Source organism: Wenjunlia vitaminophila DSM 41686 (genome assembly GCF_000380165.1).
GTDB classification, from domain to species: Bacteria; Actinomycetota; Actinomycetes; order Streptomycetales; family Streptomycetaceae; genus Wenjunlia; species Wenjunlia vitaminophila.
In genome coordinates, this window is sequence record NZ_KB904647.1 from 153,516 (window position 1) to 179,326 (window position 25,811).

The window sequence follows — 25,811 nt, forward strand, 5'->3', positions numbered from 1 at the left end:
GCGCCGGCTCCTCACAGCACCGGGGCCTGGGGGCCGTTCGGCTGCTCCAGGCGCCTGGCGTGCACCGTGCGGGCGACCTCGGAGACCTCCGCCTCGGTGAGTCGGCGCAGCCCCTCCTCGGTGATCACCATGATGATGGGGAAGATCTGCCGCGCCAGGTCGGGGCCGCCGGTGGCCGAGTCGTCGTCAGCCGCGTCGTACAGTGCCTGGACGGCGAGGGTGACGGCCTGCGACTGGGTCAGGTCGTTGCGGTACAGCTTCTTCAGCGATCCCCTGGCGAACACCGAACCGGAACCGGTGGCGGCGAACCCGCGCTCCTCCGCCCGTCCGCCCGCGACGTCGTAGGAGAAGATCCGTCCCTTGCTGCGGTCCAGGTCGTACCCGGCGAACATGGGCACCACAGCCAGGCCCTGCATGGCCATGCCGAGGTTGCTGCGAATCATCGTGGAGAGCCGGTTCGCCTTGCCCTCCAGGGAGAGCACCGCGCCCTCGATCTTCTCGTAGTGCTCCAGCTCGAGCTGGAACAGCTTGACCATCTCCACGGCCAGGCCCGCGGTCCCCGCGATGCCGACCGCCGAGTACTCGTCGGCGGGAAACACCTTCTCGATGTCACGCTGGGAGATGACGTTGCCCATCGTGGCCCGTCGGTCACCGGCCATCACGACGCCGCCTGGGAACGTCGCCGCAACGATGGTCGTCCCGTGCGGCACCTCGACGGGGCCCTGCACCGGCGGCACGTTACGCCGCCCGGGCAGCAGCTCTGGCCGGTACTCGGCCAGGAACTCGAGGAACGATGACGATCCCGGCGTCAAGAAGGCAGCCGGTAGACGCCCGGCGCCACCAGTGTTGGCTTCCACACGATCCCTTCCACTCAGTCGGCCGCCCGGCGCATCACGTCAGGCCGGTCCCTGTGCCGCCCTGGGGCGGCGTTGCCGCAGGAGCTCACGGCACGCCACGGACCTTACCGGCCCGGTGATCGCGGCCCGCTCGCTCCGCCGTCGCAGCGGAGCCGACGGGCCACCCGACCACGGGGGACGGCCGTCCCCCGTGGTCGGGTGTGCACGGTGCAGCTCCGCGCCGTACCGCCTCGGTCCACGTCGGGGACGCGGGCCGGTCCGCCCGTCCGCCCGCCCCGACGCCGGACGCCTGCCGGCTACTCGCCGCCCTTCTGGACGAACGACCTCACGAAGTCCTCCGCGTTCTCCTCGAGCACGTCATCGATCTCGTCCAGCACGGAGTCCACGTCGTCCGACAGCTTCTCCTGCCGTTCCTTGAGGTCCTCCGACGCCTGCACGTCCTGTGCGGTCTCGTCGGACTCCTCCGTCGAGCGCGTGGCCCGCTGTTGTCCGCCGGTGTCCTTTGTCGCCATGTCCCTCACCCCGCTCGGTTCGACGTACCTGATCAGACCCTACAAGCGAGGCCCCGGTTCGGCCCTCGCCTCCTCACACGTGCCCACAAACCGCGGCAACCACCTCGATGATTCCCCCGTGGGCGCCGCTTCAGCCCCCTGACAACACCCTGACCAGGTCCTCTGCCGTGCGGCAGCGGTCCAGCAGCTCCTTGACGTGGTTCCGGGTGCCGCGCAGCGGCTCCAGGGTGGGCACCCGTTGCAACGAGTCGCGCCCCGGCAGGTCGAAGATCACCGAGTCCCAGGAGGCAGCGGCGACGTCGTCCGCGTACTGTTCGAGGCAGCGCCCCCGGAAGTAGGCACGGGTGTCCTCGGGCGGCGCCGTCTTGGCCCCCTGCACGTCCTCCTCCGACAGCAGCCGCTTCATCCGGCCCCGGGCCACCAGCCTGTTGTACAGACCCTTCTCCGGCCGGACGTCGGCGTACTGCAGGTCCACCAGGTGCAGCCGGGGCGCCTCCCAGCCCAGCCCGTCCCGCTTGCGGTAGCCCTCGAACAGGTGCCGTTTGGCCACCCAGTCCAGCTCCCCGGACAGACTCATCGGGTCGGTTTCCAGCCGCCCCAGCACGTCCTCCCAGCGGGTGAGGACGTCCTTGGTCTGCTCGTCCGCGTCGTTGCCGTACCGGTCCTCCACGTACTTGCGGGCCAGTTCGTAGTACTCCATCTGGAGCTGGACCGCGGTGAGTCGCCGGCCGTCGCGGAGCGTGACCAGCTCGCGCAGCGTCGGGTCGTGGGAGACCTGGTGCAGGGTGCGCACCGGCTGGTCCACGGCGAGGTCCACGGCGATGAAGCCGTCCTCCACCATGGAGAGCACCAGGGAGGTGGTGCCCAGTTTGAGGTAGGTGGAGATCTCCGACAGGTTGGCGTCCCCGATGATCACATGCAGCCTGCGGTACTTCTCCGCGTCCGCGTGGGGCTCGTCCCGGGTGTTGATGATGGGTCGCTTGAGGGTCGTCTCCAGACCCACCTCCACCTCGAAGTAGTCGGCCCGCTGGCTGATCTGGAAGCCGTGCTCCTGGCCGTCCTGGCCGATGCCGACCCGACCCGCGCCGGTCACCACCTGCCGGGAGACGAAGAACGGGGTGAGGTGGCGAACGATGTCGGAGAACGGCGTGGCGCGCCGCATCAGGTAGTTCTCGTGACAGCCGTAGGACGCGCCCTTGTTGTCGGTGTTGTTCTTGTACAGGTGGATCGGCTGGGCCCCCGGGAGCTGGGCGGCGCGTTCGGCCGCCTCCGCCATGATCCGTTCCCCGGCCTTGTCCCACAGCACGGCGTCCCGCGGATTGGTCACCTCGGGCGCGGAGTACTCCGGGTGGGCGTGGTCCACGTAGAGCCGGGCCCCGTTGGTCAGGATGACGTTGGCCAGGCCGATGTCCTCGTCGGTGAGCTGACTGCTGTCCGCGGCTTCCCTGGCGAGATCGAAGCCCCGCGCGTCGCGCAGCGGGTTCTCCTCCTCGAAGTCCCAGCGGGCCCTGCGGGCCCGTTGCATCGCCGCGGCGTAGGCGTTGACGATCTGGGACGAGGTGAGCATGGCATTGGCGTTCGGGTGACCGGGAACGGAGATGCCGTACTCCGTCTCGATGCCCATTACTCGCCGTACGGTCATGCGGCCCTCCTTGCCCGGCGACGCCGCTGTGGTGGCGCCACTCAAGTACCGCTTCAGACGTGGCCGTTCGCGGATCCCCGCCCCGCGGTCGGCGCGGTAATCCCGAGCCTAGAACGCACGGGCGGTGGTGGGGAGATCATTTCACTCATTGCTCGAACCCGGGCGTCCCCACACGGGACCTGCGGACAGACACGTCCGGCTGCGGGCACCATGCGGGTACCCACAGCCGGACGCCTCGTTACAGGTACTGACCGGTGTTCGCCACCGTGTCGATCGATCGGCCGGTGTCCGCGCCCTGCTTTCCGGTGACCAGGGTGCGGATGAACACGATCCGCTCGCCCTTCTTGCCGGAGATCCGGGCCCAGTCGTCCGGGTTGGTGGTGTTGGGCAGGTCCTCGTTCTCCTTGAACTCGTCCACGCACGCGGCGAGCAGGTGGGAGACCCGCAGACCCTTCTGGTTGTGGTCGAGGAACTCCTTGATGGCCATCTTCTTGGCCCGGTCCACGATGTTCTGGATCATCGCGCCGGAGTTGAAGTCCTTGAAGTACAGGACCTCCTTGTCACCGTTGGCGTAGGTGACCTCCAGGAAGCGGTTCTCCTCGGTCTCGGAGTACATCCGCTCGACCACCGACTGGATCATGCCGGCCACGGTGCCCTCGCGGGAGCCACCGTGCTCGGACAGGTCCTCGGAGTGCAGAGGCAGGGTGGACACCAGGTACTTGGAGAAGATGTCCTTGGCCGCCTCGGCGTCCGGCCGCTCGATCTTGATCTTGACGTCCAGGCGGCCGGGCCGCAGGATCGCCGGGTCGATCATGTCCTCACGGTTGGAGGCGCCGATGACGATGACGTTCTCCAGACCCTCCACACCGTCGATCTCCGCGAGGAGCTGCGGGACGATGGTGTTCTCCACGTCCGAGCTCACCCCGGAGCCGCGGGTGCGGAACAGCGACTCCATCTCGTCGAAGAAGACGATGACCGGAGTGCCCTCGCTCGCCTTCTCCCGTGCCCGTTGGAAGACCAGGCGGATGTGCCGCTCGGTCTCGCCGACGTACTTGTTCAGCAGCTCCGGACCCTTGATGTTGAGGAAGTAGCTCTTGCCCGCCGGCTGCCCGGTGACCTCGGCGACCTTCTTGGCCAACGAGTTGGCCACGGCCTTGGCGATCAGCGTCTTGCCACAGCCGGGGGGGCCGTACAACAGCACGCCCTTGGGCGGGCGCAGTTCGTGCTCCTTGAACAGGTCCGGGTACAGGTACGGCAGCTCGACCGCGTCCCGGATGAGCTCGATCTGGTTGCCGAGACCGCCGATCTTGTCGTAGTCGATGTCCGGGACCTCTTCGAGGACGAGCTCTTCGACCTCGCTCTTGGGGACCCTTTCGTAGACGTAGCCGGAACGGGGCTCGAGCAGCAGGGCGTCGCCGGCCCGCAGGGTGCCGCCGAGCAGCGGCTCGGCGAGCCGCACCACCCGCTCCTCGTCGGTGTGACCGATCACCAGTGCCCGCTCGCCGTCCTCGAGGATCTCCTTGAGGGTGACGATGTCCCCGACGCGCTCGAACTCCATGGCCTCGACCACGTTGAGCGCCTCGTTGAGCATGAGCTCCTGGCCGCGCTGTAGCTCGGACAACTCGACGTTGGGGCTGACGTTCACCCGCAGCTTCCGGCCGCCGGTGAAGATGTCCGCCGTTCCGTCCTCGTTCGCCTGTAGGAACACACCGAACCCGGCCGGAGGCTGTGCCAGCCTGTCCACTTCCTCCTTGAGGGCGACGATCTGGTCACGGGCCTCACGGAGCGTGGACGCGAGCCGCTCGTTCTGGGCGGACACGCCTGCCAGATTGGTCTGCAGCTCGACGATCCGCTCTTCGAGAATCCTCGTGTGTCGCGGAGAGTCGGCGAGCTTGCGTCGCAGGACGGCGATCTCCTGCTCGAGAAAGGCGACCTGGCTGACGGGATCCTCGGAACCCCGCGCGGGCCGGTTGCCGCGGTTCTTGTCGTCGTCGTGGGCTGCCACGGTCCTCACCTCCTCCAAGGGGAGCTGGACGCTTTCAGACCCTACCTGGGCCGGGTGGTGTTGAAACCCCTAGATCACAAAGACGGAAGGCGTGTGTCCGATCTTCACCCTTGCGCACGTCCCCACGTCAGGGAGATACCCACCCATCAACATCGGAAAGCGACCGGTTGTATCGTCGGTTCGGTCAACACCGGTAAGGCGGGGTTCCATCCCGGCTCCTTCCCGATCCCTCCGCACGTCGAACAGCAGGCGAGGTTGCCCGTGAACCAGGAAGCGCTCGAGGTCTGGATCGACCAGGAGCTGTGCACCGGCGACGGTATCTGCGCCCAGTACGCGCCCGACGTGTTCGAGCTGGACATCGACGGCCTGGCCTACGTCAAGGGCGAGGACGACGAGCTTCGCCAGCTTCCCGGCCAGACCGTCCCGGTGCCGCTGCCACTGCTGACCGACGTGGTGGAGTCCGCCAAGGACTGCCCGGGCGAGTGCATCCACATCCGGCGGCTCAGCGACGGGGCGGAGGTCTACGGTCCCGCCGCCCAGGCGTGATCCGGCCGCGTCGGCTGAGCGGGGGCGCAACGGGAACGACCGACGCCCGCCCCGGCGCCCCCGGCACCGACCCGACGGGGACCGGCGTCACTGCCGCCGTGCGACAAAGAATGACATTCGTCTAGCAATCCGGAAAGACGATAAAAGAGATGTCATAGCAGAAGAAAGCGGTGGCGGAATGCCGCATTCCATTTCCTTTGGAGGCGGTCAGGTGCTCGCCGGGAGCGACGTCCGACCGAGGAGGAATCGACCGGCTTTCCACTCCCAACTCCGCGTCTCCTGCACATCCGGGCTGTAGCGCGGGACATCGGGCGAGGAGTAGCCCAGCAGCCCCGCGGTGACCTGGGGGCCCTCCACGGACAGCCGCTCCACGGTCATCTGCTGCTGGGAGTCGAGCAACCTGGCCACGATCCGCGGCTCGGCCCCGGCCGTCCTCCCGGGGCCGAGCACGTAGATCTCGTGCGGGGGCGAGCCGTTCCCGGCGTCGCAGTGCACGGCCGCGACCGTCTCGGTGCGGCCGTCCCCGTCGAGGTCCCCGCGCGCCGAGCTGGCGACCACGACCGACGTCCCCGGGCAGTCCAGGGGATAGGCGGCGTCCCGCGGGTCGGGGGCGGACACCGGGGGCTCGGCCGTGGGCCGCGCGGACACCTCGTCCGGGGCCACCAGCACCCCGACGGCGATGACCGAGGCCAGCGCACCGGCCGTGACCAGCCACGGGACACCCTGCGAACGGACGTGCGGAAGGCTGCTACCCACAGGTGTCTCCTCAGCAAGGGTGACCTCGACGGGCCCGGCACGGAACTCCTCGTCGCTCTGGGCCAGCATGGTGCCACACCCGGTCACCGCGGGGAACGGGAGGGCGGCGCCCGCCCGGGGCCGCCCCCCGCCGACCGGACCCGCGCCGCGGCTCAGACCGCGCCGTTGCCGGGCAGCGAGGTCGTCCCCGGGCCGGCGTAGTCCTCGCCGTACGCGCCCTTGGCCGGGCGACGCCGGCGCAGTGGCGGCTCGACGCCGTCGGCCAGGCGCCGGGCGGTGACCAGGAAGCCGGTGTGGCCGATCATGCGGTGGTCGGGGCGGACCGCGAGTCCCTCCACGTGCCAGGTACGGACCATGGTCTCCCAGGCGGTCGGCTCGTTGAAGGTGCCGTGCCCCCGCAACGACTCGACGGTTCGGGCCAGCTGCGTCGTGGTGGCGACGTAGACGCAGACCAGGCCACCGGGGACCAGGGCCTTGGAGACCGGCTCCACGCACTCCCAGGGAGCGAGCATGTCGAGGATCACCCGGTCCACCTCGGTGTCGCTCAGGTGGTCCTGGAGGTCGCCCACGGTGAGCTGCCAGGCCGGGTGGTCGCCGCCGAAGTAGCGGCGCACGTTCTGCGTGGCGACCTCGGCGAAGTCGGCCCGGCGCTCGTAGGAGTGCACCATCCCGTGGTCGCCGACCGCGCGCAGCAGGTAGGTGCTGAGCGCTCCGGAGCCCACACCCGCCTCGACGACCCGCGCACCGGGGAAGACGTCGGCCATCGACAGGATCTGCCCCGCGTCCTTGGGGTAGACCACGGCGGCGCCGCGGGGCATGGACAGGACGTAGTCGGGGAGCAGGGGGCGCAACGCCAGGTAGGCGGTGTTCCCCGTGGTGCGCACAACCGTACCCTCGGGGGCGCCGATCAGCTCGTCGTGGGGGAAGGAGCCCTTGTGCGTGTGGAAGCTCTTCCCGGCCTCGAGCGTGAACGTGTGGTGGCGCCCCTTGGGGTCGGTGAGCTGGACCTGGTCCCCGACCTTGAAGGGCCCGCGACGGCGGGCCGCACCGGTCGGTTCGGACATGCGGACAAGCGTACTTCAGCCACGGGGGCCCGACGCACGCCGCGGTCGGCCGGCCGTCCCGGGGACCCCGGCCCCGGCCTCGGCCCCGGCGGGGACGCGGGCCGGGACGGGGGCGGGCTCAGTGGGCGGGCTTGGCCATGGCATCCACGAATGCCCGTTCGACATCCGCGGCGGACAGCACCCCGTAGACCTCCCCGGTGGGCTCCACCACCAGGTACTCGCTGGCGGGGGTGGTGCGCAGGGTGTCCAGCAGGTCCTCCCCCGCGAGCTCGACGGAGACCCTCATCCCCGGCTTGAGGTCCTGGGCGAGACCGCCCACCCCGACCCAGGGCCTGCGGTGCTCCGGGACCCCGACGATGGCGGCCTCGCGGACCACCGCCCTGGGTTCCCCGTTCACATCCACCACGACCAGGGCCCGGGCCCCGGCCTCGTTGGCCCGGCGCAGCGCCTCGGACAGCGGGGTGTCGGCGGAGACCGGCACCGCCCGCCGGGTCAGGGAGCGGGCCTGCAGGTCCGGGAGGCGCTCGCGGAGCCGGGCCATCCGCAGGGCGTTGCCCGCTCCGGTCCAGATGATGGCGGCCAGGACCGCGGCGAGCAGGGCGTCGGTGATCGCCCCCGTGCCCACTCCGCCGCCGCCCCGGGAGAGCTCGTTGGAGTAGGTGAGCAGCGGCAACCCGATCAGCACCGCGATGGCCAGGGCACGGCCGGTCCAGGCGGCGACCACGGTGCCGGTCATCGGCTTCCCGCTGATCTTCCACACCACCGCCCGCAGCATCCGGCCACCGTCCAGCGGGAGGCCGGGCAACAGGTTGAAGATGGCCACCAGGAGGTTGCTGACCATCAGCCCGGCCAGCAGCACCCCGGGGACGGTACCGGCCCGGACGCCCTGCATGGCCCCGTAGAACAGGCCGGTCAGGACCAGGGAGAGCAGGGGGCCGACGAAGGCGAGGACGAACTCCCGGCCGGGGCTCTCGGACTCCTTCTCGATCTCCGAGACCCCGCCGAAGAACTGGAGCTGGATGCGGCGCACCGGGAGCTGGAAGCGCAGCGCGGCCACCGTGTGGGCCAGCTCGTGCACCAGTACGGACGCGTAGAAGGCGATGGCGAAGAACAGCGAGACCAGGTAGCGGGCGGCGCCCAGCTCCGGCAGCACGTCCTTGAGCTGGGAGCCGAAGATCCAGGTGATCAGGATGGCCACGAGGAACCAGCTCGGGGCGACGTAGACGGGCACCCCGAACGGGCGGCCCATCAGCAGGCCGCCTCCCGGGTCCTCGGGCTTCTGCCCGCGGTCACCGGGCCGCTCGGGTCCGTGGGTGCCGCCCTGCTTCCCGTTCGACGCGGTCACCGCATCCTCGTTGCGTCGCTCACGCGGTCCCCCTTGTAGAACCCGGCCGCGCCCGGAAGCGTTCTCCCGGCGCGTGCCGTTGATGGTATGTGCCCGGGGTCGTGCTGCCGACACCGCCTCGCGCCGCGCGTTGGCCGGAGTTGACCACGCGTTGTCGGTGGGACACCGTAAGGTCGTGGCCCATGGGTACCACCAGTGACACCGCGGGCAGCGACACGGGGGCCGGCGTCACGGCCCCGGCTCCGGGCCCGCCCGCTGCCTCACTCTCGCCGTCACGGGCGGCTGACTTCATGACGTGTCCGCTGCTGTACCGGTTCCGGGTGATCGACAAGCTGCCGGAGAAGCCCAGTGCGGCGGCCACGCGGGGCACCGTGGTCCACGCGGTGCTTGAGCGGCTGTTCGATGCCCCTATGGGGGAGCGTACCCCGGTGTTGGCCCGCTCGCTGGTCCAGCCGGAGTGGGAGAAGCTGCTGGCCCGGCGCCCGGAGCTGGTCGAGCTCTTCCCCGACGAGCCCGGGCCGGACGACGCCGGGCCACAGGAGGCCGGGGCTGCGGGGGCCTCCTCGCTGGCGCGGTGGCTGGCCGGCGCCGAGGAGCTGTTGGAGCGGTATTTCACCCTGGAGGACCCCAACCGCCTCCAACCGGCCGAACGCGAGCTGCGCGTGGAGACGGTGCTCGAGACCGGTCTGCGCCTCCGCGGTTACGTGGACCGGTTGGACATCGCCCCCGACGGCGCGCTGCGCATCGTGGACTACAAGACGGGCAAGGCGCCCCCGGCCCGCTTCCAGGCCGAGGCGATGTTCCAGATGAAGTTCTACGCCCTGGTGCTGTGGCGGCTGCGCGGGGCGGTCCCGCGCCGGCTCCAGTTGGTCTACCTGGGAAGCGGTGACGTGGTCAGCTACGACCCGGACGAGACCGACCTGCGGGCCGTGGAGCGCAAGCTGCTCGCCCTGTGGGAAGCCATCGCCCTGGCCACCCGCACCGGGCAGTGGCGCCCCCGGCGCAACCGGCTGTGCGACTGGTGTGATCACCGTGCGCTGTGCCCCGAGTACGGCGGCACTCCCCCGCCGTACCCCCTCCCGACAGTTTCCGGCCACTAGGGAACAATGGGCACCCGCTGTTCCACGCTGTCCCCCGGGGACGTCGGGTGGTTGGTCCCCCGCCGAACGGCGGCCCTCCTGCTGGGCGGCCCCGAGAACCCTACGCTGAGGAGTCTGGGTGGCTATTCGGGTGCTTCTGGTCGACGACCAGCCGCTGCTGCGCACCGGCTTCCGGATGATTCTGGAAGCCGAGCACGACATCGCCGTGGTGGGTGAGGCGGGCGACGGCCAGCAGGCGCTGGACCAGGTGCGCGCCCTCCAGCCGGACGTCGTGCTGATGGACATCCGGATGCCCAGGATGGACGGTGTGGAGGCCACCCGCCGGATCACCGGGGCGGGTCGGGACGGGCCGGCGAAGGTCCTGGTGCTGACCACCTTCGACCTGGACGAGTACGTGGTGGAGGCGCTGCGCGCGGGGGCCAGTGGCTTCCTTCTCAAGGACGCCCCGGCGCAGGAGCTGGTGCAGGCGATCCGGGTGGTGGCGGCCGGCGAGGCGATGCTCGCCCCCAGTGTCACCCGGCGGCTGCTGGACAAGTACGCCGGGCGGCTGCCGTCCGGGGAGGACCCCGTGCCACAGGCGCTGGGCACGCTCACCGAGCGGGAGGTCGAGGTGCTCAAGCTGGTGGCCAAGGGCCTGTCCAACGCGGAGATCGCCGCGGAGCTCTTCGTCAGCGAGACCACGGTCAAGACCCACGTCGGCCACGTGCTGACCAAGCTCGGCCTGCGGGACCGGGTCCAGGCGGCCGTGTACGCCTACGAGAGCGGGCTGGTCAGGCCGGGCGCTCAGTAGCCGCCGGGGGCGGGGTCGCTGCCGGCGACCCCGCCCAGCCGCTCAGCCGTCGCCCTTCTCCAGCACCCAGAAGCGGAAGGTGGACGAGGAGTCCAGCGTCCACTGCACGCCGTTGATCCCGTCCCGGTAGGCCACGTACTGCTTGCCCTGCCACAGCGGGAGCAGCGGCACGTCCTCGGCGATGATGTCCTGCACCTCGGTGAACTCGTCCACCACGGTGCTGCGCTGGTCCTGCTTGCGGGTCTTGGGGATCAGCGTCTCCTGGACGTACTCGTCCTCGTACGGCAGCCGCAGGAAGTTGTCCTTCAGCATGAACGGGCTGATGAAGTTGTCCGGGTCGGGGAAGTCCGGGAACCAGCCCATCCCGAACACCTCGTACTCACGCTTGAGGTAACCCTTCTGGAAGTCCTCCCAGGTGCGGCTCTTGAGCTCCACCTCGAACAGCCCGTCCGCCTCGAACTGCTCCTTGAGCTCGGCGAACTCCTCCGCGGTGGCGGCACCGTAGTGGTCACTGGTGTACCAGAACGTCAGCTTCACGGGGGTGCTGATGTCCGCGTCCTTGAGCAGCTTCCGGGCCTTCTTCGGGTTCGGCTCGGTGTACTTGTTGTAGAAGGCGTTGACGTGCCCCGTGATCCCCTTCGGGATCATCGAGTACAGGGGCTCGGCTGTGCGCTGGTACACGTCCCTGACCAGGGCCTGCCGGTCCAGCACCTGGGCCATGGCCCGGCGTACGGCGACGTCCTTCACCGAGTCGTCGTCGGTGTTGAACGCCAGGTAGCGGGTCTCGGTGCCGGGAGCTTCGATGACCTTGATCCCCCGGTCCTCCATCTGCTCGAGGCCCACGAGCTGTTTGGGGGTCAGGGTGCGGTGGATGAGGTCGATCTCGGCCTTCTCCAGGGCCACCTGCATCTTGATCGAGTCATCGAACCACCGCACCACGAAGCGGCTGTTCTTCATCTCGATGCCGCCCTGGTAGTTCTCGTTCCTGACGAACTCGGCCTGCACCGCCCGCTTGCGCTTGTCACTGCTGCGCCTGATGGACTGCAACGCGTAGGGGCCCGAACCGGCTATCTGGTCCTGGGTGAGCAGCTTGTCCGCCGGGTAGACCTCCTGGTCCACGATGGCCGCCGCCGGGGTGGCGAGCACGTAGGGGAAGGTGGCGTCGGGCTGCTTGAGGTGGAAGACCACGGTCCGGTCGCCCAGCGCCTCCACCCGGTCGAGGTTGCCGAAAAGACTCGCTGGGCCGAAGTCGTCGTTGATCTTCACGGTACGCTGGACGGAGAAGGCAACGTCCTTCGCGGTGAGCGCGTGCCCGTTGGAGAACTTCAGGCCGCTGCGCAGCGTGCAACGGTAGGCGGTGCTGGCCCTGCTGGTGAAGCCACACCGTTCGGCGGCCTCGGGCTGCGGCTCCGAGGCGTCGTTGGGGACGCGCATGAGGGCCTGGAAGGTGTTGGTCATCACCGTCCAGCTACCGATGTCGTAGGCGCCGGCCGGATCCAGTGTGCTCACGGAGTCGGTACTGCCCATGATGACGGGGGTGTCGTCCCCCTCGTCGTCGGAGCCCCCGCCGCACCCCGCAAGCAGTGGAACGAACATGCTGGCCGCGGCCGGTAGCGCCAGCAGCTTGGCTCGCTTCATCGTTGTGGATCTCCTAGCGCCCTATCAATTTTTCGATGTGGGCGGCACCCGGGCGGCGCCGCCCACGATCCGGTCCGGCCCGTCAGGCCCCCGGCGCGGCGTATAGATGGCAAGCAACGCTAACGCTGTCCACCACGGGCAGCAGCCGCGGGTCGCGTGCTTCGACGAACTCCACCACGACCTGGCCGCCATCCTCACTCATCGTGGTGACCCCACCCCAGAACGGCTCCCTGGGTTCGGTCTCGGACGCCTCCTCGCGCAGCCTTCTGAAGTACGCCAGGACGTCCGCGGCGGAGTGGCCCCTGCCCGGCGTGACGAGCACCCTGGTGGGTCCGGGCTCGGCCAGCGCGTCGAGGTTGCCGATCAGGGCCCGTTCCCGGGCGTACTCGTCAGGGGCGAGATCCAGCCAACGTCGCTCGAGCAGCGCCCGCAGGTCGCGACGCTCCCACCCGCAGTGGGGCAGCGCCGCGGCGCACCTCGGGTGGAACGAGCAGCCGAGCGGCGGCTTCGCGGCGTCCGGGACCTCCCCGCGGGGCAGGTTCCTGGGGACGCTGCGATTGGGGTCCGGTTCCGGGATCGCCGCCAGCAGTGCCTTGGTGTACGGGTGCCGCGGCTCATTGAACACCTGTTCCGCCGGCCCCTGCTCGACGATCCGCCCCAGGTACATGATCGCGATGGTGTCGCAGAAGAACTTGGCGCTGGCCAAGTCGTGCGTGACGTACACGTACGTCAGGTCCAGGTCGCGCTTGAGGTCCAGCATCAACTGGAGGATCTTCGCGCGCACGCTCATGTCGAGCATGGAGATCGGCTCGTCGGCGACGAGCAGCTCCGGCTCGGCGATGATCGCCCGGGCCAGCACGGCCCGCTGCTTCTGCCCACCGGACAGGTCCGAGGGGAACTTGGACAGGTACCGCTCGGCCGGTGTCAGGCCCACCCGCTCCAGGGCGTGCGCCACCTTGGCCTCGTACTCCTCGTCGTCGGCGACCAACCGGTGGATGCGCAGCGGGTGGCCCACCGCGGTGCGGATGTCCATCGACGGGTTGAGCGAGGCGTGCGGGTCCTGGAAGACCATCTGCAGCCGGCGGCGCAGGGGACGCAGCCGGCGCTCGCTGAGCTCGGTGAGGTCCTGCCCGCCGTACCGGATGCTGCCGCCGGTGGCCCGGTTCAGCCCCAGCAGGGTGCGGCCGAGGGTGGTCTTGCCGGAACCGGACTCGCCGACCAGCCCCAGGACCTCGCCGCGGCGCAGGGTCAGGTTGACGCCGTCCACGGCCTTGACCGCGCCTCCGCCGCGGCCGGAGATCCTGGCCAGCGCGCCACCCCGCATGCCGAAGTGCACCTGGAGGTCTTCGACTTCCATCAGTACGTCGTTCCTCTGGCCGGAGCCGGCACCCGGGGACGGGTCGGGTCGGGCCGCGGACTCGGTGTCAGGCTTCGTCGGCAACGCTGATCTCCTTCACCGCCGCGAGCGCATCTCGCCCGCCCTGTCCCAACTCCTCGCCGAGCGAGGGGTCCGCCTCCAGTGCCTGGTGCCAGCAGGCGGTGCGGACACCGGACCCGAGCACCACCTCGGGTGGCTCGTGCTCCGCGCACCCCCGCATGGCGACCGGGCAGCGGGGGTGGAACCGGCACCCCGTGGGGGGCCTGACCAGGTCCGGAGGGCTGCCCGGAATGTAGTGCAGGCCCGTGGTGGACAGCGAGATGGTGGAGCGGAGCAGTTCCCGGGTGTACGGGTGCTGCGGGTTGGCGAACACCTCGCGGGCGTCGCCCTGCTCGACGATGTGTCCGGCGTACATCACCGCGACCCGGTCGCACGCTTCCGCGACGATACCGAGGTTGTGCGTGATGAGCACCAAGGCCGTGTCAAAGTTCTTCCGCAGATCGGCAAGGATCTTGATGATCTGTGCCTCGACCAGGACGTCCAGGGCGGTGGTCGGCTCGTCGGCGACCACGAACGCCGGGCGCAGCACCAGTGCCAGCGCGATCATGATGCGCTGGCGCATGCCGCCGGAGAACTCGTGCGGGTAGGCGTGGTAGCGGCTGGGCGGGATGCCCATGCCGCGCAGCGCGTCCAGGGCGCGCTCCCGGCGCTGCTGCCTCGACAGGCCCTTCTCGTGGGTGCGCAGCGCCTCCTCGAAGTGCTCGGAGATCTTCATCAGTGGATTGAGCCGGGTCATCGGCTCCTGGAAGATCAGTCCGAGCTCGGGCCCGCGGAGCTTCTGCAGGTGCTTGGGCGACAGGCCGACCAGGTTGGTGCCCTTGAAGTCGACCACCCCGTCCAGGGCCGTCCCGGCCGGGGTGAGTCCCAGCACCCCTCGGCCCAGGGTGGACTTCCCACAGCCGGACTCGCCGACCAGGCCCAGGGTCTCACCGGGACGGACCTCGAACGTGACTCCGTCCACGGCGCGCACCGGACCGCGTTCGGTCCCGTACCAGACCCGTAGGTCCTGCACGGCCAGCACGGGCTCGGGAGCGCCGGTCGCCGCTGCCGCGGTGCTCGGCGCACTGGTGGTGGCCATCAGCCCTCCTTCGGGGCGTCGGTGACGGTGCTTCCGGGCGTGTCCGGCCCGTCCTGCCCGTCCTGGTCCTGCGACGCCGCGGGGGACGCGGTGGCCGGCGTCGTGGCCTCGCCGTCGCTGCCGGCCCCGTCGCCCGACCCGGTGGCCCCGGTGTCGCCGGTGTCACCGCCGGCCTCGACGGGCTCCGTCCCGGCGTCCGCTCCGGCGACGGTGCCGTCGGCTCCGGAGGCGTCCTGGGCGGGCAGGTCCACCAGGGTGTCGGCGACGGGCTCGGCGGCCCCCGCCGACTTGACGAGGTCGGGGCGCGTCGTCCCCGCCGTGGCGGACGGCTGCTCGGTGGCCGTCCCCGGTGCGTCGTCCGCGTCCGGGGTGGGGTCCTCCGAGCCGGCCGCGGCCGTGGCGGTGGCGGCCGGGGTGGTCGCCGCGAGGACCGTCCGGCGGGCGGTGGCGCCCGGGATGACGACCTTGGAGATCCGCCGGCGGCGGGTGGTCGGGTTGAGGACGTCGTTGAGGCCCTCGCCGAGCAGGGTGAAGCCGAGGATGGCCAGCAGGATGGCCAGGCCCGGGTACAGGGCCGTCCACCACATGCCGGCGCCCACGTCGTCGATGGCGCGCTCCAGGTCGTAGCCCCACTCCGCGGCGTCGGTGGGCTCGATGCCCATGCCGAGGAAGCCGAGGCCGGCCAGGGTGGAGATGGCGTCGGCGGCGTTCATGGTGGTGATCACCGGCACCGACTGCACGACGTTGGAGAACAGGTACTTGCGGATCACGGTCCCCGGCTTGGCGCCCATCGCGCGGGCCGCCTCGACGTAGGTGGCCTCGCGGGCGGAGAGCGCGGAGCTTCGGACCACCCGGAAGTACTGCGGGATGTAGACCACCGTGATCGCGAGCGCCGCGGTGACCACGCTGCCCCCGGCGACGCCGGAGAAGATGAACCCGGCGACGATGGCCAGCAGCAGGTAGGGGAAGGCGAAGAGCGCATCCATGATCAGCACCAGGATGCGGTCCAGCCATCCGCCGAAGTAGCCGGAGAGCAGCCCCAGCAGCACCCCGATGATCAGGGAGAAGAACACGGCGAGCAGCATGACCTCGAGCGCGGTGCGGGCGCCGTACACCACGCGGGAGAGCACGTCGAGGCTCTGCACGGTGGTGCCGAAGAGGTGGTCCCCGCCGGGGGAGCCCTGCTTGGGGAAGCGTTCGCCGTCCGCCTGGTACTGGTCGAAGTCGTAGGGCGCGATCAGCGGGGCGAAGACGGCTGCGAGCACGAAGATCGTGCTGATGGCGAGCCCGGTCAGCAGCAGTGCCTTGGGCACGCCGCGTGCCTGCCGGATCGGGGCCAGCGCGTGGCGCAGCCCGGCGAAACGCCCGGGCTTGACCGGCACGTCCGGTGCCGGCTCGGGGTCGGTGGTGGTGAGGAGCGTCGTCTGGGCCATCAGTACCGCACCCTCGGGTCGATCAGTGCGTTGACAAAGTCGATCAGCATGCTGATCAGGACGACGACCAGGGCGAACACCGTCACGATGCCCTGGACGGCGATGTAGTCGCGCTGATTGATGTACGTGATCAGGGTCGAGCCGACACCTGGCCAGTTGAAGGTCTTCTCGGTGAGCACCGCGCCACCGAGCAGCAACGCGACCTGGAGGCCGAGAACGGTGATCACCGGGACCAGGGCGTTGCGGAAGGCGTGCTGGGTGACGACCCGTCGCTCCCTGACCCCGCGGGCGCGGGCGGCTTCGATGTAGTCCCCGTGCAACGACTGGATCACGTTGATCCGGATCATGCGGATGAACACGCCGACGATGAGCAGGCCCAGGGTGATCGAGGGCAGGATCAGGTGTTTGAGCCCGTCCTCGACGGCGTTCCAGTCACCGGCTATCAGGCAGTCCAGCACGTAGATGTGGGTGACTGACTCGATGTTCAACGACGTGAGCGGATCGGCCTGGTCCGAGGTGGGCAGCCAGGTGCCGGAGAAGGCGAGCTGCGCGAGCAGGCCGGTGAAGAACACCGGGGCCGCGTAGGTGGTGATGCCGAAGATCCGGGCAGTGACGTCGAAGGCGCTGTCCCTGTATCTGCCGGAGAACAGGCCGATGGGCAGCCCGATGAGGACCGCCACGAACAGGGCGCCGAGAGTGAGGCTGAGGGTCGCTCCGCCGTTCTCGATGATGATGTCCGACACCTTGCGGTGGTCAACGAAGGTGGTGCCGAAGTCCAGGGTGACGACGTCGCCGAGGTAGTCCAGGTACTGCTCGAACAGCGGCTTGTCCAAGCCTGCTATCCGTCGTTTCTCCGCGAGCTGCTCCGGTCCGAGCTTGCCCCCCGCGGCGGCCGAGACCGGGTCGCCCGGGGCCACGCGCATCAGCAGGAAGACCAGCGTGAGGAGGATGAGCACCATGGGGACCGCCAGCAGCAACCGCTGGGCGACGTAACGCCCGAGGCCGCCTGACTGCTTGCTCATATGTGATTCTCTCCAGGACGGCGGACGGGGCGCGGACCGGTCAGAGCCTGTCCGCGCCCCCCGCGGTGTCCGTCGGTTGCCGACAGGTACCGTGCTACTTCTTGGCGATCAGCCAGAAGCGGAAGATGTACGACGGGTCGAAGGTCTCCTCCAGACCGGTGATGCCTTCCCGTGCCACGGCGCTCTGCTTGCCCTGCCAGATCGGCAGGACCGGCACGTCCTCCGCGATGATCTTCTGGATCTCGGCGAAGGCCGTGTTGCGAACCTTGGCGTCGTCGCTGGCCAGCTCGGTGTCGAGGGCGCTGTTCACCTTGGGGTTCGAGTAGTTGTTGGTGAAGTAGCCACCGTCACGCATGAACGGGCTGAGGTAGTTGTCGGCGTCCGGGAAGTCGGGGTACCAGCCGAGGCCGAAGCCGGGGTAGAGGTCCTCGTCGAACGCGGCCTTCTGGTACTGCTCCCAGCCGGTGCTGTCCAGCTTGACCTTGAACAGCTTGGATTCCTCGAGCTGCCGCTTGATCTCGGTGAACTCGTCGGTGGTCACCGCGCCGTACTTCTCCGAGCTGTACCACAGGTCAACGCTGACCGGGGTCTTGACGCCGGCCTTCCGCAGCAGCGCGGCGGCCTTGTCCGCGGACGGCTCGCCGTACTTCTCCTTGAAGCTTTCCACCGCGCCGTTGAGGCCCTGCGGGACCATCGAGTACAGCGGCACCACGTTGCCGTTGTAGACGTTCTCGGCGATCGACTTGCGGTCCAGGACCTGGGCGATGGCCTGGCGGACGACCTTGTTGTCGACCGGCTTGCTCTTCACGTTGAACGCGATGTAGCGGATCTCCGCACCGGCGCCCTGGACGATGCTGACGCCCTTGGAGGCCCCGTCCTTCTCGATCGCCTGGAGGGTGGTCGGGGAGAGCTTCCCGTAGGCGAAGTCGACCTTGCCGTTCTCCACGGCCTGCTTCAGCGTGGACTCCTCGCTGAAGAACTGGAGCACGTACTGCTGGCTCTTCGGCTTGCGGGGGCCCGTGTAGTCCTTGTTGGCCACGAAGGAGGCGAGCTGCTTCGGCTTGTACTTGTCCAGCTTGTACACACCGGAGCCGATGCTGTTGTCAGCCATCCTGAGCTTGTCCGCCGGGTAGTCCGCGTCCGAGGGGACGATCGACGCCGAACCGGTGGTGAGCACCTGCGGGAACGTCGCGTCGGGGCGCTTGAGGTGGAACACCACGGTCTTGGGGTCCTTGGCCTCGACGGACTGCATCGAGTTGAACAGCGACGAGCCACCGGCCGGGTCGGCGATGGTGACGACGCGCTTGATCGAGAAGGCCACGTCCTCGGCGGTGAGATCGCTGCCGTTGGTGAACTTCAGCCCGTCCTTGATGGTGCAGGTGAAGGTCTTGGCGTCGGTGAACTCGCACTTCTCGGCGGCGTCCCCGGTGTAGTCCTTGGCCCCCGCCTCGTAGGTCAGGAGCTGCTGGAAGGTGTTGTAGTTCACCGTCCAGGAGCCGAGGTCGTACGTCGCCGCGGGGTCAAGCGAGTTCACGGGCTCGGTGGTGCCCATGATCACGGCTTTGCCGCTGCTGCTGCCGCCGCCTTTGGAACCGGAGGAGTCGTTGTCGTCTCCGCATGCGGCCACCGCCAGTGCCATCAGGCTCACGGTGGCGGCAGCCACGACGCGCTTGCTACGTGACATGAAAGAATCCCCTTGCTGAAACGCCGACCGAGATTCGGCATTGATCGCAGGAACCCTAGTGCGACCGCCTCGGCGATCGATGACACGGAACAGTTCCGGCGTAATTACGCCCGGATAACAGCACCCGGGTAACCGATTTCCGGACAGCGGAATCAATGCCGTTAGTCGCCATAAAAGCGGACACAATTCCCCCGCTCCCTGGCGTCATGACTCCATTGAGAACAAGCGCCCACTGCGCTGTCGACAGGACGTGCTGTGAGAATAATCACTCAAGGGGGCGCGCCGACAGGGAACCGGAATCCTTCATGCCGCATGTGTGACGGATCGCCAATCGGTATGGCCTCGCCGGATATCCCCGGGAATCGACCGGACCGGGTGTCCGACCGTTCAGCGCGCGACCGGGACCAGCGAGCGCAGGAAGGTCAGGTTGACGTCCTCGAGGGAGCGCACCACGGTGCACCCGGGCGCGGCGTCGATCGGTGCCACCGAGGGCACGGCGAGCACCTGGCAGCCGGCCGAACGGGCGGAGGTCACACCGGTCGGGGTGTCCTCCACCACCAGGCAGCTCTCCGGCGGCGCCTCCATCCGGCGGGCCGCCGTCAGGTACGGCTCCGGGTGCGGCTTGGTGTTCTCGACCTCGTCACCGGCGAGCGAGAAGGCGAACCTGGACGACCCCAGGGTCTGTAGCACCACGTCGATGATCCGCCGGTGCGAGGCGGACACCAGGGCGATCGGGACGTCGTACGTGGCGAGCTCGGCGAGCAGCCGCTGGGCCCCCGGCATCAGGGTCACCCCCCTGCCGATCAGCTCGGCGAAACGGTCGTTCACCAGCCTGGACAGCTCCGGGTAGGTGATCCGGGCGCCGGTCTGCCGGAGCAGGAAGGCACCCACCCGGGTCATCGGCCCGCCGGCCACCTCCGCCCGGTACTCCGGCCGCAGCTCGTGCCCCAGCTCCGCGAAGACCTCCACCTCCGCGTCCCACCAGAAACCCTCGGTGTCCACCAGGGTCCCGTCCATGTCGAGCAGGACCGCCCGCAGGCCGGAGCTGGTGCTCGTGCGGAGTCCCCCAGCGGGGATGGTGTTGGTCACCTGGCCTCCCTTCGTCACCGGGCCGGTCGCCCCGCTGGAAGCGCCCGGGCGCCGGAGCGGCGCCGGAACGCCCCTGAGGGACGAACAGGCCGGTCGCCGTTGCTCCTGTTCCGAAGCGGCGACCGGCCCGAGCCGGATCATCCAGTCTACGGCGCCACGCGCGGAATGCCGCGGCGCGCGCCCGGAGGCACACCGTACCCGCCCGGCACCCGCCGTCCCAGGGAGCGGACAGGTTTCATGGGTGGTCGGTTCGGCGGTCCCCCGGTGGGGCACCCCCGCGGGAGCAGGGGTCACCGTCGGTCACGGGTGGTGGCCGCTCCGCCGCCGCCCCGCCCCGCCCACGGAGCATTGCCCGGCCGCGGTCCTGCCGTCCCGGGGGTGCCGTGGACGCGTCACCGGGCGTTGAAGTACTTGGCCTCCGGGTGGTGGATGACGATCGCGTCCGTGGACTGCTCGGGATGGAGCTGGAACTCCTCCGACAACTGCACCCCGATCCGCTCGGGACGCAGCAGTTCGGCGATCTTCCCTCGGTCCTCCAGGTCCGGGCAGGCCCCGTACCCCAGGGAGAACCGCGCACCCCGGTACCGCAGCGCGAACATGTCCTCCATCGCTTCGGGGTCCTCCCCGGCGAAACCGAGCTCGGCCCGGACCCGGGCGTGCCAGTACTCCGCCAGCGCCTCGGCGAGCTGCACCGAAAGCCCGTGCAGCTCCAGGTAGTCCCGGTAGGAGTTCGCCGCGAAGAGCTCGGCCGTCGCCTCGGAGACCCTGCTGCCCACGGTGACCACCTGGAGCCCCACCACGTCGGTCTCGCCCGACTCCTGGGAGCGGAAGAAGTCCGACAGGCACAGCCGACGCCCGCTGCGCTGCCGGGGGAAGGTGAACCGGGTCCGTTCGGCGCCGTCGTCCCCGAGGATGATCAGGTCCTCGCCCTTGGAGACGCAGGGGAAGAAGCCGTACACCACGGCCGCCTGGAGCCAGCCCTCGGTCTGCACGCGGTCCAACCAGCCCCGCAGCCGGGGCCGGCCCTCGGTCTCGACCAGCTCCTGGTACGAGGGGCCGTCCGCGGCCCGCCCCTGCTTGAGCCCCCACTGCCCCTTGAACAGTGCGCCCTCGTCCAGCCACGGAGCGTAGTCGGCGAGCGGGATGCCCTTGATCACACGGGTGCCCCAGAAGGGCGGGGTGGGGACCGGGTTGTCGGTGGCCACGTCCGAGCGCGCCGGTCCCTTCGGCTCCGCCTGGTCGCCGTCGTCAACGGTGACGGCCCGGACCGGGACCCTCCGCTGCCGCAGCTCGGGCAGGACGGCCCCCGGAACGCCGCGCTTGACCGCGATCAGCGCGTCCATCAGCCGGAGCCCCTCGAACGCGTCCCGGGCGTAGCGGACCTCACCCTGGTAGATCTCGTGCAGGTCCTGCTCGACGTAGGCCCGGGTGAGCGCCGCGCCGCCGAGGATGACCGGGTAGGAGGCGGCCAACTGGCGCTGGTTGAGCTCCTCCAGGTTCTCCTTCATGATCACGGTGGACTTCACCAGCAGCCCGGACATGCCGATGACGTCGGCCCGGTGCTCCACCGCGGCCTCCACGATCGCCGAGACCGGCTGTTTGATGCCCAGGTTGACCACGGTGTAGCCGTTGTTGGACAAGATGATGTCCACCAGGTTCTTGCCGATGTCGTGCACGTCGCCCTTGACGGTTGCCAGCACGATGGTGCCCTTGCCCTCGGCGTCGGACCTCTCCATGTGCGGTTCGAGGTAGGCGACCGCCGCCTTCATCACCTCGGCGGACTGCAGGACGAACGGGAGCTGCATCTGCCCGGACCCGAACAGCTCCCCGACCACCTTCATCCCGGCGAGGAGGGTGTCGTTGACGATCTCCAGCGCGGGGCGCTCGGTCAGCGCCGCGTCCAGGTCCGCCTCGAGGCCGTTGCGCTCACCGTCCACGATGCGCCGGCGCAGCCGCTCCTCCAGGGGCAGCGCGGCCAGCTCCTCGGCCCTGCTCGCCTTGAGCGAGCGGGTGTCCACGCCTTCGAACAGCTCCAGGAACCGCTGTAGCGGGTCGTACCCGTCCCGGCGCCGGTCGTGGATCAGGTCGAGGGCGACCTCGCGCTGTTCCTCGGGGATGCGGGCGATCGGGAGGATCTTGCTCGCGTGCACGATCGCCGAGTCAAGACCCGCCTCGACGCACTCGTTCAGGAAGACGGAGTTGAGCACCTGCCGGGCCGCCGGGTTGAGCCCGAAGGAGACGTTGGACAGGCCCAGCGTGGTCTGCACCCGCGGGTGCCGCCGCTTCAGCTCACGGATCGCCTCGATGGTCTCCGCCGCGTCCCGCCGGGACTCCTCCTGACCGGTGGCGATGGTGAAGGTCAGACAGTCGATGAGGATGTCGCTCTCCCGCAGACCCCAGTTCCCGGTGAGGTCGGCGATCAACCGCTCCGCGATGGCCACCTTGGCGTCGGCGGTGCGGGCCTGTCCCCGCTCGTCGATGGTCAACGCCATCAGCGCCGCCCCGTGCTCCGCGGCGAGCGCGGCGATCCTGGCGAAGCGGGAGTCGGGACCGTCCCCGTCCTCGTAGTTGACGGAGTTGACCACGGCGCGCCCGCCGAGCTTCTCCAGTCCCGCGCGGATCACGGCCGGCTCGGTCGAGTCCAGCACGATGGGCAGGGTGGATGCCGTGGCCAGCCGGCCGGCGACCTCCTGCATGTCGGCGACGCCGTCCCGCCCCACGTAGTCCACGCACAGGTCCAGGAGGTGGGCGCCCTCGCGGATCTGCTCCCTGGCGATCTCCACGCAGTCGTCCCAGCGGCCGTCCAGCATCGCCTCGCGGAACTTCTTCGACCCGTTGGCGTTGGTCCGCTCCCCGATCGCCAGGTACGAGGTGTCCTGGCGGAACGGTACCGACTGGTACAGCGAGGCCGCGCCCGGCTCCGGTCGGGGCTGCCGCGGCGTCGGCTCCAGGTCGCGCGTCCGCTCCACCACCTGGCGCAGGTGCTCCGGGGTGGTGCCGCAGCAGCCGCCCACCAGGGACAGGCCGTACTCACGGACGAACAGCTCGTGGGCGTCGGCCAGCTCCTCCGGGGACAACGGGTAGTGGGCGCCGTCCTTGCCGAGGACCGGCAGCCCCGCGTTGGGCATCGCCGACACCCGGACCCGGGCCTGCCGGGCCAGGTAGCGGAGGTGCTCGCTCATCTCGGCCGGGCCGGTGGCACAGTTCAGGCCGATCATGTCGATGCCCAGCGGCTCCAACGCGGTCAGCGCCGCCCCGATCTCCGAGCCGAGCAGCATCGTGCCGGTGGTCTCCACCGTGACCTGGACGCACAGCGGCAACTCGAGGCCCGACTCGGCCAGCGCCCGGCGGGCACCGATCACCGCGGCCTTGGTCTGCAGCAGGTCCTGCGTGGTCTCCACCAGCAGGGCGTCCGCGCCGCCGGCGATCAGCCCCGCGGCGTTCTGCTGGTAGGCGTCGCGGAGCGCGGCGTAGGGGGCGTGTCCCAGCGTCGGGAGCTTGGTCCCCGGGCCGATCGATCCCAGCACCCACCGCGGCCGGTCGCGGGTGCTGAAGCCGTCCGCCACCTCGCGGGCCAGCCTCGCCCCGGCCTCGGACAGCTCCGCGATGCGCTCGGGGATGTCGTACTCGCCGAGGTTCCCGAGGTTCGCCCCGAAGGTGTTCGTCTCCACGCAGTCCACGCCCACCGACAGGTAGGCCTCGTGCACCGACCGCACGATGTCGGGGCGGGAGACGTTCAGGATCTCGTTGCAGCCCTCGTGGCCCTGGAAGTCGTCCAGGGTGGGGTCCTGCGCCTGGAGCATGGTGCCCATGGCGCCGTCGGCGACGACGACCCGGGTCGCCAGGGCCTCGCGGAGCGCAGCGACTCGTTGCCTGCGGACGGACTGGTGGGATGGCAGGGCCATGGGATTCTCCCTGGGAGTGCGACGGCTGTCGGCTATGCGCGCACCGGGCGTCCGGGCGGGCACCTGGCCAGGGTAACCAAGAAACTGCAATCAGCCATGGAGCGTCTCCATAGGTGGACTCGGGTGGCCGGGGCAATCCGGACAAGGCCTCGTTGCCGAGCAGGGCCCTTTGCGAGAATGAGTTCGGCATCGCCCCATGACGTTCTGCATTGCCGACCGAGGAGGCCACCCATGCCCGGACCCATCCAGTCCCTGGAGCGGGCGGCGGCGATCCTCCGCCTGCTCGCGGGCGGCGAGCGGCGGCTGGGGCTCTCCGAGGTGTCCTCCACGCTGGGCCTCGCCAAAGGCACCGCTCACGGCATCCTGCGCACCCTCCAACAGGAAGGGTTCGTCGAACAGGACCCCGTCTCCGGAAAGTACCAGCTCGGAGCGGAACTCCTCCGGCTCGGCAACAGCTACCTGGACGTCCACGAACTCCGAGCCCGCGCCCTGGTCTGGGCGGACGACCTGGCCAGAGCAGGCGGGGAGAGCGTCTACATCGGGGTGCCGCACCACCAGGGCGTGCTCATCGTCCACCACGTCTTCCGACCGGACGACAGCCGCCAGGTCCTCGAGGTCGGCGCCATGCAGCCACTGCACAGCACGGCGCTCGGCAAGGTCCTCGCCGCCTACGACCCGGTGGCACACGGCGAGGCGCTGGACGCCGAACGGAAGGCGTTCACCTCGCGGACGGTCACCGAACGCGCCGACTTCGAGGCGCTGCTCGAGATCACCAAGGAACGGGGCTGGGCCAGCGACATCGAGGAGACCTGGGACGGCCTGGCCTCGGTCGCCGCACCCATCCACGGCCGGCGCCGGGTGCCGGTGGGCGCCGTCGGCGTCACCGGGGCCATCGAACGCGTATGCGAAGACGGTCACATACGATCGCGGCTGGTGGCCGCGGTCCGAGACGCCGCCCGGTCGATCTCCCGGGACCTGGGGGCGGGGCCGTTTTAACTGTGTTCGCTCGCCGCCGGCCGCTTGGGGGTGCCCCTGCCGGCGTTCCTCAGCCAGCTCCCTCGTTCCTCGGTCGCCGGCTTCGTCACTTCGACAGGGGCGCGGCCTTTGGCTCGCTCACGTCTACGCATCGCCGGAGTGAAGGTGCACGACACTGCGGCGTGGCCGGGGGTTCGCTCGCCGCAGGCCGCGCCCCTGCGGCTCGCTCACTTCCACGCGTCATCGGCGGTGGAGGTGAAGGCGCTGCACCGGCCCAGCCACGCACCGGGGGGCGTCCGCGGGACACGTGCGGCCACACCGACACCGCTGTGGCTGGCCGCCGCATCAGGGGCGCCGCGACGAGGAACGCCCGCAGGGGCTCCCCGAGCGGCCGGAGGCGAGCGAACCCCCGGGACACCCGCAGCGTCGTGCACCCCCGCCCCGACGACGCGCAGACGTGAGCGAGCCGCAGTGACACCATGCGGCTGGCGCCGCGGACCGCTGCCCCTGCCGAAGAGACGAGCCCAAGCGACCGAGGAACGAGGAAGCGCAGCGTCGAGGAACGCCGGCAGGGGCACCCCCAAGCGGCCGGCGGCGAGCGAACCCCCGGGAAAACCCGCAGCGTCGTGCACCCCCGCCCCGACGACGCGCAGACGTGAGCGAGCCGCAGTGACACCATGCGGCTGGCGCCGCGGACCGCGCCCCTGCCGAAGAGACGAGGAGAAGGTCGCGAGGAACGAGCGACCGCACGACGAGGAACGCCGGCAGGGGCACCCCAAAGCGGCCGGCGGCGAGCGAACCCCCGGGACACCCGCAGCGTCGTGCACCCGAACCCCGACGCGGCGCAGACGTGAGCGAGCCAAAGGCCGCGCCCCTGCCGAAGAGACGAGACCAAGCGACCGAGGCACGAGGGAGCGCAGCGTCGAGGAACG

19 protein-coding genes are annotated in these 25,811 nt (G+C 69.9%); 4 read left to right on the forward strand and 15 right to left on the reverse strand.

Annotated elements, in window-relative coordinates:
* Window positions 1-11: 11 nt before the first annotated feature.
* From prcB to arc, 4 genes are all read right to left on the reverse strand, one after another.
* Window positions 12-857, reverse strand: coding sequence for a proteasome subunit beta (gene prcB / locus A3IG_RS0104210; protein WP_026219876.1), 846 nt, complete (start codon window positions 855-857; stop codon window positions 12-14).
* Between the two features lie 296 nt (window positions 858-1,153).
* Window positions 1,154-1,369, reverse strand: a complete 216-nt coding sequence (locus A3IG_RS0104215) for a ubiquitin-like protein Pup (RefSeq protein WP_018382293.1) — start codon at window positions 1,367-1,369, stop codon at window positions 1,154-1,156.
* 130 nt (window positions 1,370-1,499) lie between these two features.
* Complete coding sequence (dop, locus tag A3IG_RS0104220; RefSeq protein WP_078500019.1) at window positions 1,500-3,011, reverse strand: depupylase/deamidase Dop; 1,512 nt, start codon at window positions 3,009-3,011, stop codon at window positions 1,500-1,502.
* 238 nt (window positions 3,012-3,249) lie between these two features.
* Entirely contained in the window at window positions 3,250-5,016 is a 1,767-nt protein-coding gene (gene arc / locus A3IG_RS0104225; RefSeq protein WP_018382295.1) for a proteasome ATPase, read from the reverse strand.
* A 261-nt stretch (window positions 5,017-5,277) separates the two neighbouring features.
* Here arc and A3IG_RS0104230 point away from each other — a divergent pair, with 261 nt between their 5' ends.
* The gene (locus A3IG_RS0104230; RefSeq protein ID WP_018382296.1) at window positions 5,278-5,562 is read left to right on the forward strand and encodes a ferredoxin; all 285 of its coding nucleotides are present in this window, start codon (window positions 5,278-5,280) and stop codon (window positions 5,560-5,562) included.
* A 207-nt stretch (window positions 5,563-5,769) separates the two neighbouring features.
* On the opposite strand, the gene A3IG_RS0104235 is transcribed toward A3IG_RS0104230, so the two are convergent.
* The 3 genes from A3IG_RS0104235 to A3IG_RS0104245 form a co-directional block, all read right to left on the reverse strand.
* Entirely contained in the window at window positions 5,770-6,387 is a 618-nt protein-coding gene (locus A3IG_RS0104235) for a hypothetical protein (protein WP_018382297.1), read from the reverse strand.
* Window positions 6,388-6,470: 83 nt separating this feature from the next.
* Window positions 6,471-7,382, reverse strand: a complete 912-nt coding sequence (locus A3IG_RS0104240; RefSeq protein WP_018382298.1) for a tRNA (adenine-N1)-methyltransferase — start codon at window positions 7,380-7,382, stop codon at window positions 6,471-6,473.
* A 118-nt stretch (window positions 7,383-7,500) separates the two neighbouring features.
* Window positions 7,501-8,727: a site-2 protease family protein gene (locus tag A3IG_RS0104245; RefSeq protein ID WP_018382299.1), complete on the reverse strand. Its 1,227-nt coding sequence runs from the start codon at window positions 8,725-8,727 to the stop codon at window positions 7,501-7,503.
* A gap of 182 nt (window positions 8,728-8,909) precedes the next feature.
* Here A3IG_RS0104245 and A3IG_RS0104250 point away from each other — a divergent pair, with 182 nt between their 5' ends.
* Window positions 8,910-9,827: a RecB family exonuclease gene (locus A3IG_RS0104250; protein ID WP_018382300.1), complete on the forward strand. Its 918-nt coding sequence runs from the start codon at window positions 8,910-8,912 to the stop codon at window positions 9,825-9,827.
* 118 nt (window positions 9,828-9,945) lie between these two features.
* Window positions 9,946-10,617: a response regulator gene (locus tag A3IG_RS0104255; protein WP_026219878.1), complete on the forward strand. Its 672-nt coding sequence runs from the start codon at window positions 9,946-9,948 to the stop codon at window positions 10,615-10,617.
* A 42-nt stretch (window positions 10,618-10,659) separates the two neighbouring features.
* On the opposite strand, the gene A3IG_RS0104260 is transcribed toward A3IG_RS0104255, so the two are convergent.
* The 8 genes from A3IG_RS0104260 to metH all read right to left on the reverse strand — a co-directional run bounded on the left by A3IG_RS0104260 (window position 10,660) and on the right by metH (window position 23,904).
* A complete protein-coding gene (locus A3IG_RS0104260; protein ID WP_018382302.1) occupies window positions 10,660-12,255 on the reverse strand; it encodes an ABC transporter substrate-binding protein in 1,596 nt (531 codons plus the stop codon).
* 82 nt (window positions 12,256-12,337) lie between these two features.
* Complete coding sequence (locus A3IG_RS0104265) at window positions 12,338-13,696, reverse strand: oligopeptide/dipeptide ABC transporter ATP-binding protein (RefSeq protein WP_018382303.1); 1,359 nt, start codon at window positions 13,694-13,696, stop codon at window positions 12,338-12,340.
* Window positions 13,680-14,771 (reverse strand): ABC transporter ATP-binding protein, encoded by a 1,092-nt coding sequence (locus tag A3IG_RS0104270; protein ID WP_018382304.1) that lies wholly within the window; start codon window positions 14,769-14,771, stop codon window positions 13,680-13,682. Before A3IG_RS0104270 ends, A3IG_RS0104265 begins: the two co-directional genes overlap by 17 nt.
* Window positions 14,771-16,204 (reverse strand): ABC transporter permease, encoded by a 1,434-nt coding sequence (locus tag A3IG_RS28550; RefSeq protein WP_018382305.1) that lies wholly within the window; start codon window positions 16,202-16,204, stop codon window positions 14,771-14,773. Before A3IG_RS28550 ends, A3IG_RS0104270 begins: the two co-directional genes overlap by 1 nt.
* Window positions 16,204-17,226: an ABC transporter permease gene (locus tag A3IG_RS0104280; RefSeq protein ID WP_018382306.1), complete on the reverse strand. Its 1,023-nt coding sequence runs from the start codon at window positions 17,224-17,226 to the stop codon at window positions 16,204-16,206. Before A3IG_RS0104280 ends, A3IG_RS28550 begins: the two co-directional genes overlap by 1 nt.
* A gap of 94 nt (window positions 17,227-17,320) precedes the next feature.
* Complete coding sequence (locus tag A3IG_RS0104285; RefSeq protein ID WP_018382307.1) at window positions 17,321-18,910, reverse strand: ABC transporter substrate-binding protein; 1,590 nt, start codon at window positions 18,908-18,910, stop codon at window positions 17,321-17,323.
* A gap of 387 nt (window positions 18,911-19,297) precedes the next feature.
* Entirely contained in the window at window positions 19,298-19,999 is a 702-nt protein-coding gene (locus A3IG_RS0104290) for an HAD family hydrolase (protein ID WP_018382308.1), read from the reverse strand.
* A gap of 392 nt (window positions 20,000-20,391) precedes the next feature.
* Window positions 20,392-23,904 (reverse strand): methionine synthase, encoded by a 3,513-nt coding sequence (gene metH / locus A3IG_RS0104295; protein ID WP_018382309.1) that lies wholly within the window; start codon window positions 23,902-23,904, stop codon window positions 20,392-20,394.
* Window positions 23,905-24,135: 231 nt separating this feature from the next.
* On the opposite strand from metH, the gene A3IG_RS0104300 reads away from it, so the two are divergent.
* Window positions 24,136-24,900: an IclR family transcriptional regulator gene (locus tag A3IG_RS0104300; protein ID WP_018382310.1), complete on the forward strand. Its 765-nt coding sequence runs from the start codon at window positions 24,136-24,138 to the stop codon at window positions 24,898-24,900.
* Window positions 24,901-25,811 lie beyond the last annotated feature (911 nt).

Excerpts from the sequence above, each read along its gene's own strand:
- A3IG_RS0104215 (WP_018382293.1), bottom strand. The coding sequence starts at position 1,369 with ATGGCGACAAAGGACACCGGCGGACAACAGCGGGCCACGCGCTCGACG.
- dop (WP_078500019.1), bottom strand. The coding sequence starts at position 3,011 with ATGACCGTACGGCGAGTAATGGGCATCGAGACGGAGTACGGCATCTCC.
- A3IG_RS0104235 (WP_018382297.1), bottom strand. The coding sequence starts at position 6,387 with ATGCTGGCCCAGAGCGACGAGGAGTTCCGTGCCGGGCCCGTCGAGGTC.
- A3IG_RS0104240 (WP_018382298.1), bottom strand. The coding sequence starts at position 7,382 with ATGTCCGAACCGACCGGTGCGGCCCGCCGTCGCGGGCCCTTCAAGGTC.
- A3IG_RS0104250 (WP_018382300.1), top strand. The coding sequence starts at position 8,910 with ATGGGTACCACCAGTGACACCGCGGGCAGCGACACGGGGGCCGGCGTC.
- A3IG_RS0104260 (WP_018382302.1), bottom strand. The coding sequence starts at position 12,255 with ATGAAGCGAGCCAAGCTGCTGGCGCTACCGGCCGCGGCCAGCATGTTC.
- A3IG_RS0104270 (WP_018382304.1), bottom strand. The coding sequence starts at position 14,771 with ATGGCCACCACCAGTGCGCCGAGCACCGCGGCAGCGGCGACCGGCGCT.
- A3IG_RS28550 (WP_018382305.1), bottom strand. The coding sequence starts at position 16,204 with ATGGCCCAGACGACGCTCCTCACCACCACCGACCCCGAGCCGGCACCG.
- A3IG_RS0104280 (WP_018382306.1), bottom strand. The coding sequence starts at position 17,226 with ATGAGCAAGCAGTCAGGCGGCCTCGGGCGTTACGTCGCCCAGCGGTTG.
- A3IG_RS0104285 (WP_018382307.1), bottom strand. The coding sequence starts at position 18,910 with ATGTCACGTAGCAAGCGCGTCGTGGCTGCCGCCACCGTGAGCCTGATG.
- metH (WP_018382309.1), bottom strand. The coding sequence starts at position 23,904 with ATGGCCCTGCCATCCCACCAGTCCGTCCGCAGGCAACGAGTCGCTGCG.
- A3IG_RS0104300 (WP_018382310.1), top strand. The coding sequence starts at position 24,136 with ATGCCCGGACCCATCCAGTCCCTGGAGCGGGCGGCGGCGATCCTCCGC.